A 17674-nucleotide genomic window follows, 5' to 3' on the forward strand; every position below is an offset into this window, starting at 1 on the left:
CCTTCCATGACCCTGTAGGAGTAATTAGGGTGCGTCAAGCAACAGTTTATATTGATAGCCAAGCGCTGCAATATAATTTAAACCGTGTCAAACAACTTGCCCCAAACGCGAAAATCGTCAGCATGGTCAAAGCCAATGCTTATGGACACGGAGTCAAAGACTGTTTAGCAGCCTTAAGTGAAACCGATGCCTTTGGTGTCGCCTGTTTACAAGAAGCACTAGAGATTCGTGAACTCGGCTTTAAACAGCCGATTACCCTCATTGAAGGTGTTTTCTCAGCAGATGAAATGCCAACCGTCATTGAGCAAAATATCGAGTGTGTGGTTCATCAGCAACAACAAGTCGATTGGCTGATCGCACATAAAACCACGTATATCGCACAAAAGCTTAAAGTATGGGTAAAACTCAATAGCGGTATGAACCGTTTAGGCTTTAAAATTGCTGAAATCATTGCTGTCATCAACACATTGAAAGCAGAAGGCTTTACATGTGTCCTAGCAATGCACTTTGCCAATGCCGATGCGGATCACCCACTCAATGAGCAGCAACGTGCGCAATTCCTACACATCAAAGAAGCGTGCTCACCAATTCTAGCCTCATGTTGTAACTCAGCGGCTATTTTTAAATGGCCTGAACTTAATTTTGATTTTGTTCGTCCCGGCATCATGCTTTACGGGGCATCACCTTTTGTCGATAAAAATGCACACGACTTGGACTTAAAGCCCGTTATGAGCTTCACGGCGGAAATTATTGCATTAAATACCATTCAAGCAGGTGAAGGTGTCGGCTATGGTTCGCATTTTGTCGCAAACCAAGAAACTGAACTGGCTATTGTTTCGATTGGTTATGGTGATGGCTACCCACGTGCATTTCCAAAACAAAACCATGTTGCTATAAATGGTCAGGCTGCAGCTGTTGTGGGCCGAGTAGCAATGGACATGATTGCGATCGATGTGACGGGTTTAAACGCCGAACTCGGTACAAAGGTTGAGCTCTGGGGTGAAAACCGCTTAGTTGACGATGTTGCGGAAGCCAATGGAACTATTGGTTATGAGCTACTTTGTCGGTTAAGCAATCGCCCTACACGTAAGCAAATCTAACAAAAAAGCCCAAGTTCTACTTGGGCTTTTTTCAACACAAACTCTCATCAGGCTGGGCATCGTAAAGGTCTTGTAACAACTGATCAATTTGTTGCTGACTCATACTCTGCGGTTCAAATGTTGTAAAACCCATCTCACGCATTTTGGTATGTACACTACTCATACGTTGCACATACTTCATGCCCCAAGCTCTAAAATGTGCCGCGTGAATGGTTTTCGCCTCAAAGACTTTGATATCTTTATGTCTAGGGTCTTTCAATAATTTCGACATTAATAATTCTAAAGCAGCTTCATCCCCTTCTAAGCACTGGAAATAATGCTGATCTGCATAATAAAGAACGCCTGAAATATTATGTATTGCATTAAAATCACGTGCTTCGCTTAAAATGTCTCGAACATCTTGAAGAAGCTGTACGTGATCCGACGTTGAAGTACTTGCATAGCAAATTTGCCGCATAGACTTCCCCAATTTATTGATTTCATTATTTTTAGCATCTAACACGTTTATACTAAATAGTCATCCGTCGGCTTTGCCAATTCTTGCAATCCTTTTCTTAAGGTATCCGACCATTGCTTACTGATGCTTGAAAAATACGGATCCTCTTCATCAATCCGCTTACCCACTGGAATATGTAAACTATCTCTTGTATACACCAAAGCATCTAAAGGCAAACCTACAGAAACATTGGAACGTAAAGTTGAGTCAAAAGAAATCAAACTACACTTCACCGCTTCGTCTAAGGGCATGTCATACCGTAATGCACGATCTAGAATCGGCTTGCCATATTTACTTTCACCAATTTGAAAATACGGCGTATCTTTGGTCGCACAAATAAAATTCCCCTGCGGATAAATATTATAAAGTTGCATTTCTGCCCCTTTAATTTGTCCACCGACCAATAAACTACAGTAGTAATTACTCTGTTCCTGCGTGTCCGGCGCCATATCCGCCAAGACTTTTTTCAAAGTATGTCCAACCAACTCAGCCGCTTCGAACATGGTATTGACACTATATAAATTCGGTTCTTGGCTTAACTCCAGATGATTTTTTAAATGTCCAATCACCGCTTGGGTCGTTGCTAAATTTCCTGAGGTTTGAATCGCAATAAAGCGTTCACCCTCCACACCGAAGGTATACAGTTTCCTAAACACGGATATATGGTCTACACCTGCGTTCGTACGTGTATCACTTATAAAAACCAAACCATCTTGCAGACGAAGTGCACAACAATAGGTCATAGAACATCCTTTTTCAGCTAAACCTTAACAACTTAAAACTTGTACCATGGAATGCATCGATTCCACCCCACCTTTTTCACGTACGCCACGAACGGGAGCCACATCCCAATAATCGCGCCCAATAGCTACATAGATATGTGACTGTGGTTTGAATAATTGATTACTGGTATCAAAACAATACCATGCATCATCAATATATACCTCGGCCCACGCGTGACTGGCGAGGTGTGAAGTTTCAGGCACATGCAAATACCCCGATACATAACGTACCGGTAAGCCCAGATGCTTGCACATAGCAATAAAAACATGACTATGGTCCTGACATACACCTTGTTGCCCATTGAATGCATCAATTGCCGAAGTTAACACCGAAGTTTCGGCAGGTACATAAGGAATATGCACTAAAACTGCTTCTGACAGTTTCATCAAATTTTCCCGATTCAACTCAGGCACATACTGATGTGCAAATGCCTTCATTTCAGCATTGCACTGGGTATTGAGCGTCGGCTGTAAAAATAAATTGGGATTCAGCCGATCTTGTATACCATGTTCTGCCAAGCTATTAATTTCAACAATGCCCTGCGCCATAATGGTCAACTGTTGATAGGCTTCACGTTGCGAACTGGTAATCCAAATATTTTGGAAGGCATCCCGTTTTTCTTCACGCTCTCCTGGCACACTCACATGCCAATGACATACCTTTTGGTGTGAATTATTCGTAGGTGTCATTTTGATATATTGAATGCTATTCAGGGCCAATTCACTATATTGATAATGCGTTTGATGATTGATCATAAGTTTCATACATCAACCTCAAACAATTGTTGAATATAATCACTAAAATGATAAAAATTCATCGCATCAGGTTGTGATTTGAGCTCTAGCCAAGCCTGTGCCAAATTTAGCCAACCCATTTCTTTTAACAAGATGACGATGTTTTCTATTTCAACTAAAGTATTTTGTGCATCTTGTTTCAGGCGGATTTGACGGTCGAGCTGCTCAATCATTTGCCCCAAACTAAAGAATAAAAAGACATCACTGGCTTCAGACTCAAGTACATCCTGACACTCTCCAACCACATCACAAATATAGGCGGTGTTTTCAGTGGCATTTTTGATAAATTGATTTAGTTCCGCGTAGGCCTTTGCAGATAAAATCCCGCGCAAGTCTTGCACATTACTCTTAGCACTTTGAAATTGCTGGTTAAATGAAGCAGGATTGTTTGGGTTTAAAATCAGCTCATTCAGTGAACACGCATCAAAAGCAGGCAAACAAAATGCATGCGCATAATCCATTGCAGGCTGATCTTGGGTAAACGGAAACTGAGCACACAAATATTGAGTACGTGTTAAATAACGCCCTAACCAAAAAATATTTTCAGCATTGGTGCTTAATAAAATCATAGTTCTACCCTCATATTTGTTTATTTTATGAATGTAAGTTTTCCACGACCCAAGTGTCTTTAATTCCTCCTCCTTGGGATGAGTTGACCACCAACGAACCTTCTTTCATCGCAACACGTGTTAAACCGCCAGGGACAATTTCGGTACGATACGGTGAACTGAGCACAAACGGTCTAAGGTCAATATGACGCTCAGAAACACCCGATTCAGTCATGGTTGGACTGACAGAAAGCTCTAATGTGGGCTGGGCAATATATAAATGCGGTGTCGCCATGAGCTTATCTCTAAATTGCTCAATTTGGCTTTTACAGGCTTGCGGTCCAATCAGCATACCATATCCACCCGAACCTTGCGCCTCTTTGACCACTAACTGCTCAAGGTTCTCCAGTACATAAGCCAAATCCTGCTTGTCACGGCATTGATATGTCGGAACATTTTTTAAGATAGGTTGTTCACCTAAATAGAACTGAATCATTTTATCGACATAAGGATAAATCGATTTATCATCCGCAACCCCTGTGCCTGGTGCATTCGCAATGACCACGTTATGACTCAAATAAGCCGACATCAACCCTGCGACACCTAAAGTGCTATTCGGCATAAAGCACAGCGGGTCAAGGTATGCATCATCCAAACGGCGGTAAATTACATCTACTCGTTGACGGCCACGAATGGTTTTAACATAGACTTTATCATGCTCCACAAATAAATCGCGTGATGTCACCAAAGGCACATCCATTTCACGGGCTAAAAAAGCATGTTCATAATAGGCACTATTAAAACGTCCCGGTGTCAACACCACGATGAAAGGCTGATCGACATAAGCATTTTCAGCCAAGATTTGTTTAAGTAATTGTGGGTATTGTTCTATGCCTAAAATATGGTTCTTCTGCATCAAATCAGGCATAAGTTTTTCACTAATCTTACGACTTTCAAGCATATAAGACACGCCCGACGGCGTTCTTAAATTATCTTCGAGCACATAAAACTCACCCTGCCCATCACGGATAATATCAATTCCACTAATTTGGCTATAAATCTGACCTTTTAAACGGTGCTCATACATATGCGGTTGATAAGCCTCATGCGTCAACACTTGCAGTTCTGGAATAATTTTCGCTTTGAGAATGTCTTGTTGATGGTAAATATCATGTAAAAATAGATTTAAAGCTCGCACACGTTGTGCAGAGCCAAGGGAGATTTTATTCCATTGTTGTTTAGCGATCACACGTGGAATTAAATCATAAGGAATGGTGCGCTCAATGCCCTCAGATTCACCATATACAGTAAACGTAATACCTTCATATAAAAAATGCTGTTTGGCAATTTGGTTTAGTTCTTCGAGTTCTTCTACACTATGCTGTGACAACCAGTGCTCAATACGCGCACAAGCCTCACCCGACATCGCTTGGTCATCTGTCATTTCATTAAAGAAATTCGAGGTCATTTGATGAAACAATCCAACAGACTGGCTCGATAGACGATCATGAGAGTGAATCGGATTTAATACAGGAGAGTTAAGCTTATATCCGTCCAACATCGTATTTACATTTGTATCTTTATCTTCTTTAAACATACAAACCTCTCAATTGTTATCGATATGTAACCCATACGTAGCAATATCTATGCCATGGATTTCTAAAGATGCTTTGTTTATTAATCGATAAAAAACGCATTGCTTCAATTCTATTTCGCATTAAGTTGTGTCAAAAAATATAACTGAAAAATTTCAAGCAAAGCTTGCTTAAACGAATGAGTTTTCTTATTGTGTTCACATTCAAGTAAGTAATTTCGACTCCTAAATTTTATTAAACTATGTCTATACAAGAAAAAGAAACGTCCAATAGTCTCTATCGCCAATGGCAAATTTTGTCTCGTCTTTCCACTGGAAAATGGATGGGGACTCGAGAGCTGCAAGAGATTTTACAACGTGAAGGCATCGATATTACTTTGCGAACCATTCAACGTGATTTAAACCAAATCTCTCAACGCTTCCCGATTGAAAACAATGGGGCTGTGCCTCAAGGTTGGCGTTGGCGTTCTGATGCTCCAATTCAAAGCTTACCGCACATGACCAGCTCTCAGGCGGTGACGTTTATGATGGTGGAAGAACACCTTAAACATCTACTTCCACCAAGCTTAATTGAAGAAATGAATCCATGGTTTGACTTAGCACGTCGTAGCCTCTCTACCCAAAACAATGTACGCCAATGGATTAACCGCGTACGCATTGTCCCTGCGACACAACCACTGATTCCCCCAATTGTGGAGAAAACAGCGCAGCAAGCCATCTATGAAGGACTGCTCCAAGACAAACAGCTGGAATGCGTTTATCAAGGCTTAAACCAAGCGGCTGAAGCAAAAACCTATACGCTCAATCCACTCGCACTGGTTCAAAAAGGTGCAATTATTTATCTAATTTGTACCCGCCACGACAAAACCGATATTCAGACCTTTGCGCTGCACCGTTTCAAATCAGCGACGGTTTTAAACACACGTGCCTTACACCCAGTCAATTTTGATATCGATGAATACATCGAATCAGGTGCGTTAGGTTTCCGTGTAGACTTTTCAAAACCCACAGAAACCGTTGCACTTACCCTGACCATGACTGAAATAGATGCACTGTATTTGGAAGAAACCAAACTCAGTACCAATCAGGTTTTAGAACCGCTTGGAAATGGGCAAATCTTGGTTCATGCGACCGTACCTTTTACCAATCAACTGGTGTGGTGGTTACGTAGTTTTGGTCATAAAATTAGTCACATTGAACCCAAAGAAGTTCGTGATGCAGTTAATCAAACCATCACTGACTAAAATAAAAAAAGCCCCAAGTATTCGGGGCCTTACAGTTTTTTTGGTATTAGATATTTGAATTGCTTGAGTTTGTCGTTTTCATTGCTCATCTTGGTTTAATGCCTCCCCTAAACCAAGATAAGTGCGCTGTTTTTGGTGATTGATACAAACTAGCATTGGCATGCAAGCTCTCCACTGTTAAAACGGATCGATTTCATTGTCATGGTGTTGACCTCATGTTAAGAACGTAAAATCAATTTAAAAGACGGCAATACTTTTGTGAAATAACATGATTGGCTATTTTTATCTGTTTTTATCTTAAACAACTCTTTTGCTTTGTTTATCTGTCAAAACAAAAAGCAGACCTTATGGTCAGCAGGCTTATGATTAGCCTTCTGCATTTCCAAATGCCGATCGCAAAAACCTTCCTCATCAGCAATCGTTACAAATCATCCGCTTTTATTTCTTCCAAAATTGCCACTTGCTACGTTTAGGCCGCTTTTCTTCAATACGCACTAATCCCTTGAGGGCTTCATTATTGATTCTGTCATACATTTTTAAATACTCAGGATTCAACTGCTCTCCGATATATTCAGGCGTATACGATGTACAAGGTTTTCGTAATGAGCGCTCATACCATTTTTGTGCAACGTCTAAATCGGCATTAAAATAGAGCCCTTTTTCATACAAATAGCCAATTTTACATTCCGCATATTGGTCTTTTTGATCAGTCACTTTTTGAATCCAATACACGGCTTCTTCCAAATTTTTCTCAGTGTACAAGCCATTTAAATACCAATATCCCACCTGGTACTGTGAAGATGCCTCACCTTTTTGGGCATTCAGTAAAAACAGTTTGAAGAATAATTGTTTGGCTTCATCCATATGTAAAAATGAATCAATTTTTCCAATCTGCTCCGAAACTTGTTCAATCGAATAATCACGTGCATTTTTGAGAACGTGTTGAGCCAGTTGCAGCGGACTTTCTTCGGTAAAGGATGCGATTAATTGCATCGCTTCTGCCTGCATTTCATCTATACCCTCAATGCGTGCATCCAGTACGACATTTAAATATTTTCGAGCCAATTCGAAGTCTTGCTCAACACCTCGTCCTTTTAAATACATACGACCCAAACTTAAATCTGCCGCTATGACCTGACCTGCTACTTGTTGATACAGTCCAATTGCCATATCTAGGTCCAGTGGTACACCTAAACCATGCTCATACTTATCCGCTAAATTATTGATCGCAACGGGATTACCCAAATCAGCAGATTTTTGATACCAATAGACACATTGTTCGTAGTCTTGTTGAGTCCCAATACCGTCTTGATACATCCAGCCTAAATGATAATAAGCATTTGCTAAAACAGCTTTTTCAGTTTCAGGCGCTTGTGACGAAATTCGATGATACAGATAGAATGCTCGTGCCGAGTGAATCACATGTTCGCTCACCACGCCATAATTCTGATAAACTGAATTTACCAAGAAACACGTTAACCAGCCAAAACGATAATAAGCCGCCAACCCCAATGTGGCTGCCCAACAACCCTGTTCGGAGGACTGCTCCAAGAGCTGCAAACTTTTTTGTAAATCTTGTTCAGTGCCTTGACCTCGTGCATAACATCCCGCCAACTGATATAGCGCAATGCTATCCATTTTGGACGCGGCTTCTCGATACCAGTTAAAACTTCCTTCCAGACTTTTTTGTAAAATTCCACCAATGAATAATTGCTGTGCTAACTGACACATCGCAGGGGTATAACCTGACTGAGCGGATTGACGTAGTAAATCAATATAGAGCTGAAACTCACGCTCTTGGTAGGCTTGATCTGCCAAATAATATTGATAAATACCCCGATATTGCTCGGCTTTACCTCGAATGAGTTGAAGGATTAACGCTCCATGTCCAGTTTCATGCTCAGAGAAATACTCAATTCGTTCAATCAATCCCAAACTTTTAGACACTTGCTCCAAGGGTAGAAACCATCGTGTAATGGTATAGAGTCCCGGAACATCTTGCATTTTCACAATGTCAGAAGATGGCTCAGGATCTTCGGGTCGAACCAAAGCTCTCAGCATCTGCATAGGAGATTCTGCTTCTGGTGGCATTAAATTTACCCCAACCAGTTCTCCATCATTGGTTTTAGCAACCTCCCAAACTTTCATAATGGCTTGATCAAATTGATAAAACTCACTACTTTGATTGAGCCAGATAACCACATCACCCGCGCGAATCTCTTCTCCGCTTTTATAATGTAATGACATAATTCACCTTATTTTTTATTGTATATTACCCCTGCGCAGATTTTACCCAAAAAAAAAAGCCCGCATAAAGCGGACTTTTTCAATAACTTTCAAATATTAAGCAGATTTTTTCGCTTGTGCATTTTTACGGATCGTAATCATGATCAATTGTACTGCTGCAGGTGTTACCCCCGGAATACGATTTGCTTGTGCGAGTGTCTCAGGACGTACATCTTTCAATTTTAAAGTAATTTCACGAGATAAGCCTGAAACCACATCATAATTAAAATCAGCAGGAATTTTAGTTTCTTCCAAACGCTTCATTTGCGCAACGTCTTCATGCTGACGGTTAATATAACCTGCATATTTCACCGCAATTTCAATTTGATCGCCCACTTGTGCAGAGACTTCAGAACCTGTGAGCTCCGCAATTTGAGCAAATGAAATATTCGGACGTTTTAACAAATCAATCGCAGAGCATTCTTTCGATAAATCTGCACCCGTCATTTCAACAAATTTTTTGCCCATTGGGTTGTTTGGTGCCGCCCAAAGGTGTTGTAAGCGACCTGTTTCTAGTTCAACCGCTTCCATTTTTTCACAGTAAGCTGCCCAACGCTCATCATCCACCAAGCCCATTTCACGACCCACTGGCGTTAAACGTTGATCCGCATTGTCTTCACGCAACATCAAACGATATTCGGCACGTGAAGTAAACATACGGTACGGTTCTTTCGTGCCTAGCGTAATCAAGTCATCTACCAATACGCCCATATAGGCTTCATCACGTTTTGGTGTCCATTGCTCTTGATCCCACGCACGACGCGCAGCGTTTAAGCCTGCAAGCAAGCCTTGTGCACCCGCCTCTTCATACCCTGTCGTACCATTGATTTGACCGGCAAAGTACAAGTTATTGATGGCTTTGGTTTCTAAAGTAAACTTCAACGCTTGCGGGTTGAAATAATCGTATTCAATAGCATAGCCCGGACGTAAAATGTGCGCATTTTCCATCCCGCGAATTGAACGAACCAGCTCAAACTGCACATCAAACGGAAGTGACGTTGAAATACCATTTGGATAAAGCTCATGTGTATCTAGACCTTCAGGCTCTAAGAATACTTGGTGTGAGTCTTTATCGGCAAAACGGTGAATTTTGTCTTCAATGGATGGGCAGTAACGTGGCCCCACACCTTCAATAACACCAGTGTACATCGGTGAACGGTCTAAACCGCCGCGGATGATGTCATGGGTTTTTTCATTGGTATGGGTAATATAACAATTCACTTGTTCAGGGTGCATAGATGCATCACCCATGAATGACATCGTCGGTGATGGGAAGTCACCCGGCTGTGGAATCATCACAGAAAAATCAACCGAACGCGCATCAATACGTGGTGGCGTACCTGTCTTTAAACGACCCACTGGCAAATTCAACTCACGTAAACGGTGTGCCAGTGAAATTGAAGGTGGATCACCTGCACGGCCGCCACTTGATTTTTCAAGACCAACGTGGATTACACCACCCAAGAACGTCCCTGCAGTGAGTACAACTGTTTTCGCATCAAAGCGAATACCCGTTTGAGTTACAACACCCTTTACAGTATCACCCTCAACAATCAGGTCATCTGCGGCTTGTTGGAAAATATCGAGATTTGCTTGGTTTTCTAAAGTGTCACGAATCGCGGCTTTATAGCGAATACGGTCTGCCTGTGCACGTGTTGCACGAACGGCTGCACCTTTACGTGAGTTTAGGATACGGAACTGAATACCACCTTTATCGGCAGCCAATGCCATTGCACCGCCTAAGGCATCAATTTCACGCACCAAATGCGATTTACCAATACCACCAATTGCTGGATTACAGCTCATCTGCCCTAAAGTCTCAATATTATGAGTTAAGAGTAAAGTCTGTCGCCCCATACGTGCCGCAGCCAATGCTGCTTCTGTACCTGCGTGACCGCCGCCGATAACAATGACATCGTAAACTTTAGGATAATGCATAGTGGTAAAGGAGATTAAAAAATGATAACGAAAGATTATAGCAAATTTTCGATTGTAAGTTGACAGATTCCGTGGAATTTATTGTATATGCGGTACCATGCTTACGGCACTAGCGCTAGGTTTATGTAATTTTACTTGCAGAGCAATAGCAAAAACTCAACAAAGGATGCGTTTTGTTACCTGAAAAGCCTTGTATTAATTTGATCATTTTTTATCCTATAAGTTGATCATACAACAACCAAAGGTAAGCATTATGAATAAGAAGATTCTTTTTTCATCCATTCTCTGCGGTTTATTTTTTTCGCCTTTTGTGTCAGCCAACGACAAAGTTGAAAAGGTTTATGACAGTCAACGTTATCAACAAGTCTGTAAAGGCAAGTCACAAGGAACAGCGGTTAGTTTTGCCTATCGAGGTATTATTTGGAATGGTACCTGTGAACCTCAATTTTTCCCAAGCTCAAAAAATGCCAATATTCATGGTGATGAAGCTGAGTTAGCCAGCATTTGCCAAGGCGACTCAAAAACGACATCAATCAATATCGAAGGTAAAGAAATCAAAGGCAAATGTGCCCTTGGTTTTGTAGCACCTAAACCAAGAATGTAATCAAAACAACTTAAAGCTCATGCTGTATTAAGGGTGAAAAATAGTCCATTTTTTACCCTTTTTTCTACCTTGTAAATTATTGAATTCTGTATACACTCAAAAACACAAAAGATAAAAACGAATAAAAAAGGTATTCCATGGATTCGGAATTGTTTACAGTTTTTTTGCCTTTGACTTTGGCCTTGATGATGATGGGTCTTGGTTTACACCTACGCCCAGCTGATTTTTATCGCCTCACCCTGCACCCCAAAGTCATTTTCATCGCGCTATTTTCACAGTTAGTTCTACTGGTGGGCATTGCGTTCCTCATTTGCCAGTTTTTAAATTTAGCGCCTATTTTCGCGATTGGTTTGATGCTCGTTGCAGCTTCACCAGGTGGGCCAACGTCAAACCTATTGACCTATTTATTTAAAGGTGATGTTGCGCTCAACATCACTCTTACAGCCACGAACTCCATCATTTCAACACTAACCCTTCCTTTTATTATTAATTTTTCACTGATGTACTTTCTACAAACATCACAACCCGTTGACATGCCCGCCATGAAAATGATGAAAGTTTTTTTCATCACTCTACTTCCTGTCAGTATGGGCATGTTTTTACGTTATTACTTTCCAAAACTTGCCGACAGATTAAACCGCCCAATGCGTATTTTGTCTGCAAGCTGTCTTCTTTTTATCTTTTTTCTCGCACTGTACTTAGAGCGACATAATTTTGTTGAATATGTGTTTGAGATTGGGCCTGCCGTGGCCTTATTCTGCTTCTGTAGTATGTTTATTGGTTTTTTTGTGCCACATCTGGCCAATATTCCAGAAAAACAAGCCTTAACCTGCTCTTTTGAGATCACCATTCACAACACCGCACTTGCCATTACAGTTGCCCTTTCAGTCTTAGGCAACACTGCCATGGCCATTCCTGCCGGTATTTATTCTATTTTCATGTTTGTATTTGCTGCGTTATTGGGCCTATTAATCTCGCGAAGAAATGACAGTTTATTTTTGAAGAAAGAGACCGCAGCTGGATAATTTCACGGTCATGATTTATACAATTTTAAGGAGAATATACACCTATGGATTCAGGAATGATAACTATTATGTTACCCCTAGCTCTTGCCATCATCATGATTGGTTTGGGCTTAGAGTTAACCCCGAAGGATTTTGCACGCGTCAGCAAACATCCCAAAGCAGTATTGGTTGCTTTATTTTGTCAGTTGGTACTTCTTGTTGGGATTGCCTTTGTAATTTGCAAAGTACTCAACTTACCGCCACTGCTTGCCGTCGGCTTAATGCTCTTAGCAGCTTCTCCAGGTGGTAGTACTGCAAACTTATTTAGCTATTTGTTTAAAGGTGATATTGCGCTCAATATTACTTTAACCGCAATTAACTCCGTTATTGCAGCGTTTACCTTGCCGCTAATTGTCAACTTTGCCATTCAGTACTTTATGCAGGATGGACAACACGTCAGTATGCAGTTTAGTAAAATCTTGCAGGTATTCTCGATTATTCTTATCCCCGTCTGTATTGGTATGTTGATTCGCCACTATGCACCTTCTTTTACCAAGAAGCTGAATAAGCCATTGCGTATTTTTTCTGTTGTATTTTTGGTCTTAATCATTGTTGGAGCAATAGCCAAAGAACGCGCACATATTCTGGAGTATCTGACTCAGGTCGGTTTAGCCACCGTCATTTTCTGTATTTGTAGTTTAATGATTGGTTATTTTGTACCGAGACTACTGGGGATCAACAGTGCTCAAGCACGGGCTTGTGCCTTTGAAATTGGCATTCATAACAGCACCCTTGCCATGACCATTGCACTCACCGTGATGGCCAGTACCACCATTGCCATGCCTGCAGCGGTCTATTCTATTTTTATGTATATCTTTGCTGCCATCTTTGGGACATTACTCAACCGTTTTGCCCCATCGGTTCAAACCAGTACAGAACAAGCCTAGAACAGGTGTAGATCTAAGGATGCTTCGGCATCCTTTTTTATTTTGAGGAATGCTGTCGAACTGCCCCCTGTTCCGCTACAATATTTATTTATACATAAATATTAGGTTATTCCTGTGAAGTGGTTACAAATTCATATTACGGTTGATCAAGCGCAAGTCGATTTTACTGAAACCCTTTTAGAATCTTTGGGTGCAGTCAGTGTCACATTAGATGATGCAGAAAACCAAGACTTACTTGAACCACTTCCAGGTGAAACGCCACTTTGGAATAAAGTCATTGTGACAGGTATCTATGCGCAAGAAGACGACGAAGAAATTGATGTCAATGCATTAGAAACGTTTATTCGCACTCAAATGCCTGATGCACCGATGCGTAGCGAATTTCTTGAAGACCAAGAATGGGAACGCACATGGATGGATGCCTACGAACCGATTCAAATTGCTGACAAATACTGGATCGTTCCTGAATGGATGGAAGCACCAGAACCAGATGCAGTGAACATTAAACTTGATCCAGGCTTAGCGTTTGGTACGGGGAACCATGCATCTACTTTTCTTTGCCTGCAGTGGTTAGGTAAAACTGATGTTAAAGATAAAATCGTGATCGACTATGGTTGCGGTTCAGGTATTTTAGGGGTTGCTGCTCTACTCCTAGGTGCAAAAAAAGTCTATGCGACAGATATTGATCCACAAGCAATTTTAGCCACTGAACAAAATGCGGCACTCAATGGCGTGGCTGAGAACCTTTATGTCGGCTTACCAGACGAGTTCAATTTAGAGCTGGCTGACCAAAAAGCAGATGTCTTTGTTGCAAATATTTTGGCAGGCCCGCTTATGATGTTAGCGCCAGAATTCGCAACTTTGGTCAAATCTGAGGGAGAGTTCGCACTTGCAGGTGTAATTGAAGAGCAAGTTTCTGATGTTTCTAGTGTTTATTCTGAGTTTTTTGATATATTAGAGGTCGAGAAACGTGATGAAAACTGGTGCCGAATCTCGGGTAAACGCCACACCTTTTAAATGAACTCTTAATACACTATGAGCGACAAACAAACCTCTTGCCCTAAATGCCTAACCATCTACAAAGTAAGTGTTGCACAACTCACTGTTGCGCAAGGTATGGTTTGTTGCCCAAAGTGTTCGATGACCTTTAATGCGCTCTCGCATTTAACCACGGGTCATACTTTTGACACAGGTGAGGAAAGATCGTCGAATCAGAATGACATGAGCATGTCTTCAAATTCAGCATTTTCCTCTCCTCGTGTAGACAGCATTCATTTTGATTTATCACAATCTGCTGCGCTTTCAATGTCGACATCAAATTTGCTTGATATTTTCAATCTGAAAGTTGAGCACTCCAACATTGACCTCAAAACCTATTTAAACAATTTAAACTATTTTAGTACCGACCCGATTGGTAACTATCCTGCCATGAATTTGGCAGACAACAATCCAGCGAAACCGCAAAAAAGCCCGATGTACTATATGCTTTGGGGTGTGGTTAACTTCAGCTTATTGGCGCTATTGTGTTTCCAATACTTATGGTTTAACCCACATATTCTCAATAACAGCCCCGCACTAGGCGCAACCTATAATAAAATTTGTCTTGTACTGAACTGTAGCAGCCTACAAGAACGCTACAGCCTAATCAGCATTAATAAATTAAAAGTAAAACGTATAGAGGCACAGAAAACTCAATTTTCAGGTGAACTGATCAACTATCATGATACCAGTCTTCCGCTACCAGATCTTAAGGTCATTTTAAAAGTGGATGGTGAAGTCGATTCAACCTATCAACTACATGCAAATGAATATTTGATTGATAGTCTGGTTGGAATTAAACGAATTCCTAAAAATAGTCCGTTCAAATTCAAATTTAGCCTGCCAGTCAGCCGTAAAAGCTTCAATCATTACAGTTTAGAAATAGTCCAGCCCTAAAATTTAAAAAAAATGTAAAAAAAGTGAAAAAAAATGCAGTTTTCTTGCTCACTTTTTCTTAGACAATGGTATGATACGCGCCACGAAAGCTTAGTGCTGCAATCTCCTCAGTCTTTTAATACAAATAGAACTTCAGCAAAAATACGCGTTATCCCAATATCGCGTATTGAGCAGATTTTTTTGTTTAAAAAAGGTCGGTAACAAATATTTAACTATTGTTACGCTTATATTTCGACCAACTTAGCGATATTGTGGCATGCTAAATGTACAGTTTTAGAACTACTCGTTTTAGGATCTAAAACGAAGTTCATTTTAATTTTAGACCACTTTATATATGTCACTTTACCCAAGTGATATTTAGATTTTTCGGATTACTTCGCATGAATAGCAAATCTCCTATTTTTACTGCACAGTCTGATGTCGCTCTTCGTATTCACGTAGATCGCGCAGTTCGCCACTATTTTGCACAACTGCAAGGCGAGCAACCATCTCAGGTCTACGACATGGTGCTGGCAGAAATGGAGAAACCTCTTCTATCTGTAGTTTTAGAATATACCCGCGGTAACCAAACACGTGCTGCGGAGATTCTAGGACTTAACCGTGGAACTTTACGTAAAAAGTTGAAAGCTCACGGTTTAATGAGTGAATAAATGATAAAATGCTTGCGGCTTCCGCGGGCATTTTTTTTACCTGCTATTTTTGGCTTTTTGTTTTAATTCTTGATAACTGTGACGAAGATCATGACCATTAAACGCGCTTTAATCTCTGTTTCCGATAAAACTGGCATTGTTGAGTTCGCTCAAAACCTTGTTGCTCTAGGGGTAGAAATTTTATCTACTGGCGGTACATATAAGTTGTTAAAAGACAACAATATCGCTGTAGTTGAAGTTTCAGAGCATACTGGTTTCCCAGAAATGATGGATGGTCGTGTAAAAACGCTACACCCGAAAATTCATGGTGGTATCTTAGCTCGTCGCGGTCTAGACGAAGCTGTGATGGCTGAACACAATATTGATGCGATCGATCTTGTGGTTGTGAATCTTTATCCATTTGCTGCAACTGTCGCTAAACCGAACTGCTCACTTGCAGATGCGATTGAAAATATCGACATCGGCGGCCCAACCATGGTGCGTGCTGCTGCGAAAAACCATGCTTCTGTCGGTATTGTGGTCAATGCTACAGACTACGACACTGTTGTTGCTGAGCTAAAAGCAAATGGTGCTTTGTCTTACGAAACTCGTTTTGACTTAGCCGTTAAAGCATTTGAACATACAGCACAGTATGATGGCATGATTGCTTCTTACCTAGGCGCTCGCGTAGGCAAAGAAGAAGGTCAAGCAGACAAGTTTGCTCGTACGTTCAATACACAGTTAAATAAAGCTCAAGACTTGCGTTATGGTGAAAACCCGCATCAGTCAGCAGCATTCTATGTCGAAAGCACAGCAACTGAAGCCTCTGTTTCAACAGCGAAACAACTTCAAGGTAAAGAACTTTCTTATAACAACATTGCAGACACAGATGCCGCACTTGAATGTGTGAAATCATTTGCCAAACCGGCTTGTGTCATCGTTAAACACGCAAACCCATGTGGCGTTGCTCTGTCTTTAGATGGTATTCAAGCAGCATATGACTTGGCTTATGCAACAGATCCTGAATCAGCTTTTGGCGGCATCATTGCATTCAACCGTGAATTAGACGTTGCAACTGCACAATCAATTGTTGACCGTCAGTTTGTTGAAGTCATCATTGCACCAAGCATTGCTGAAGGCGTACTTGAAGTCACTGGTGCGAAGAAAAATGTTCGTGTTCTCGTGTGTGGTGAATTACCTGCACTTGATGAGCGTGCGCCACAATTGGACTATAAACGCGTCAATGGCGGTTTATTGGTTCAAGACCAAGACTTAGGCATGATCACCAAAGATGATCTTAAAGTTGTGACTAAACGTGCACCAACGGATGCTGAGATTGATGATTTGATCTTTGCATGGAAAGTTGCGAAATACGTAAAATCAAATGCCATTGTTTATGCTAAAGGTCGTCAAACCATTGGTGTAGGCGCAGGTCAAATGAGCCGTGTTAACTCAGCGCGTATTGCTGCAATTAAAGCGGAACATGCAGGCTTAGTGGTTGAAGGTGCTGTAATGGCGTCTGATGCATTCTTCCCATTCCGCGATGGTATTGATAATGCAGCGAAAGCAGGCATTAAATGTATTATCCAGCCGGGTGGTTCTATGCGTGATGAAGAAACTATTGCAGCAGCTGATGAAGCTGGTATTGCAATGGTCTTCACGGGCATGCGTCACTTCCGTCACTAAGTGATAGATGCAGACCGTAATGACAAAGTCATACATGTGGTTTAAAACAGATTTCTAAATCTTACATAAAGTCCTCTCCTTCTTAG

Annotated in this window: 16 protein-coding genes; 9 read left to right on the top strand and 7 right to left on the bottom strand. The window is 41.1% G+C overall.

The window, feature by feature from the left end; translation table 11 throughout:
• The first annotated feature begins 29 nt into the window (after positions 1-29).
• A complete protein-coding gene (alr, locus tag JZ787_RS10590; protein WP_346312265.1) occupies positions 30-1100 on the top strand; it encodes an alanine racemase in 1071 nt (356 codons plus the stop codon).
• Positions 1101-1131: 31 nt separating this feature from the next.
• Here alr and JZ787_RS10595 read toward each other — a convergent pair whose 3' ends face one another.
• Genes JZ787_RS10595 through JZ787_RS10615 form a run of 5 tightly spaced genes read right to left on the bottom strand, consistent with a single transcriptional unit; the run spans position 1132 to position 5318 of the window.
• A complete protein-coding gene (locus JZ787_RS10595) occupies positions 1132-1557 on the bottom strand; it encodes a BLUF domain-containing protein (RefSeq protein WP_346312266.1) in 426 nt (141 codons plus the stop codon).
• 47 nt (positions 1558-1604) lie between these two features.
• Complete coding sequence (locus tag JZ787_RS10600) at positions 1605-2339, bottom strand: proteasome-type protease (protein ID WP_004696423.1); 735 nt, start codon at positions 2337-2339, stop codon at positions 1605-1607.
• A gap of 24 nt (positions 2340-2363) precedes the next feature.
• Entirely contained in the window at positions 2364-3143 is a 780-nt protein-coding gene (locus tag JZ787_RS10605) for a transglutaminase family protein (protein WP_010327041.1), read from the bottom strand.
• Entirely contained in the window at positions 3140-3742 is a 603-nt protein-coding gene (locus JZ787_RS10610) for an alpha-E domain-containing protein (RefSeq protein ID WP_004696419.1), read from the bottom strand. The genes JZ787_RS10605 and JZ787_RS10610 overlap by 4 nt, the downstream gene beginning before the upstream one ends.
• 25 nt (positions 3743-3767) lie before the next feature.
• Entirely contained in the window at positions 3768-5318 is a 1551-nt protein-coding gene (locus JZ787_RS10615; protein WP_234950382.1) for a circularly permuted type 2 ATP-grasp protein, read from the bottom strand.
• Between the two features lie 239 nt (positions 5319-5557).
• On the opposite strand from JZ787_RS10615, the gene JZ787_RS10620 reads away from it, so the two are divergent.
• Entirely contained in the window at positions 5558-6559 is a 1002-nt protein-coding gene (locus tag JZ787_RS10620; RefSeq protein ID WP_078425881.1) for a WYL domain-containing protein, read from the top strand.
• A gap of 438 nt (positions 6560-6997) precedes the next feature.
• Here JZ787_RS10620 and JZ787_RS10625 read toward each other — a convergent pair whose 3' ends face one another.
• Together JZ787_RS10625 and mnmG are read right to left on the bottom strand one after the other, a co-directional pair.
• Positions 6998-8806 (bottom strand): tetratricopeptide repeat protein, encoded by a 1809-nt coding sequence (locus JZ787_RS10625; protein WP_346312267.1) that lies wholly within the window; start codon positions 8804-8806, stop codon positions 6998-7000.
• A 96-nt stretch (positions 8807-8902) separates the two neighbouring features.
• Positions 8903-10783, bottom strand: coding sequence for a tRNA uridine-5-carboxymethylaminomethyl(34) synthesis enzyme MnmG (gene mnmG / locus JZ787_RS10630; protein ID WP_062033597.1), 1881 nt, complete (start codon positions 10781-10783; stop codon positions 8903-8905).
• A 253-nt stretch (positions 10784-11036) separates the two neighbouring features.
• Between mnmG and JZ787_RS10635 the strand changes: the two genes are divergently transcribed.
• The 7 genes from JZ787_RS10635 to purH all read left to right on the top strand — a co-directional run bounded on the left by JZ787_RS10635 (position 11037) and on the right by purH (position 17588).
• Positions 11037-11387, top strand: coding sequence for a hypothetical protein (locus JZ787_RS10635; RefSeq protein WP_058869877.1), 351 nt, complete (start codon positions 11037-11039; stop codon positions 11385-11387).
• A 137-nt stretch (positions 11388-11524) separates the two neighbouring features.
• Positions 11525-12412: a bile acid:sodium symporter family protein gene (locus JZ787_RS10640; RefSeq protein ID WP_346312268.1), complete on the top strand. Its 888-nt coding sequence runs from the start codon at positions 11525-11527 to the stop codon at positions 12410-12412.
• A 44-nt stretch (positions 12413-12456) separates the two neighbouring features.
• Positions 12457-13338, top strand: coding sequence for a bile acid:sodium symporter family protein (locus JZ787_RS10645; RefSeq protein WP_346312269.1), 882 nt, complete (start codon positions 12457-12459; stop codon positions 13336-13338).
• Between the two features lie 114 nt (positions 13339-13452).
• Positions 13453-14355: a 50S ribosomal protein L11 methyltransferase gene (prmA, locus tag JZ787_RS10650; RefSeq protein ID WP_183175547.1), complete on the top strand. Its 903-nt coding sequence runs from the start codon at positions 13453-13455 to the stop codon at positions 14353-14355.
• 18 nt (positions 14356-14373) lie between these two features.
• Positions 14374-15273: a DUF3426 domain-containing protein gene (locus tag JZ787_RS10655; protein ID WP_279688834.1), complete on the top strand. Its 900-nt coding sequence runs from the start codon at positions 14374-14376 to the stop codon at positions 15271-15273.
• A gap of 380 nt (positions 15274-15653) precedes the next feature.
• Positions 15654-15923, top strand: coding sequence for a DNA-binding transcriptional regulator Fis (gene fis, locus JZ787_RS10660; protein ID WP_001086304.1), 270 nt, complete (start codon positions 15654-15656; stop codon positions 15921-15923).
• A gap of 90 nt (positions 15924-16013) precedes the next feature.
• Positions 16014-17588: a bifunctional phosphoribosylaminoimidazolecarboxamide formyltransferase/IMP cyclohydrolase gene (gene purH / locus JZ787_RS10665; protein WP_346312270.1), complete on the top strand. Its 1575-nt coding sequence runs from the start codon at positions 16014-16016 to the stop codon at positions 17586-17588.
• Positions 17589-17674 lie beyond the last annotated feature (86 nt).

Source organism: Acinetobacter sp. BWR-L5 (assembly GCF_039655985.1).
Taxonomy (GTDB): Bacteria; Pseudomonadota; Gammaproteobacteria; order Pseudomonadales; family Moraxellaceae; genus Acinetobacter; species Acinetobacter johnsonii.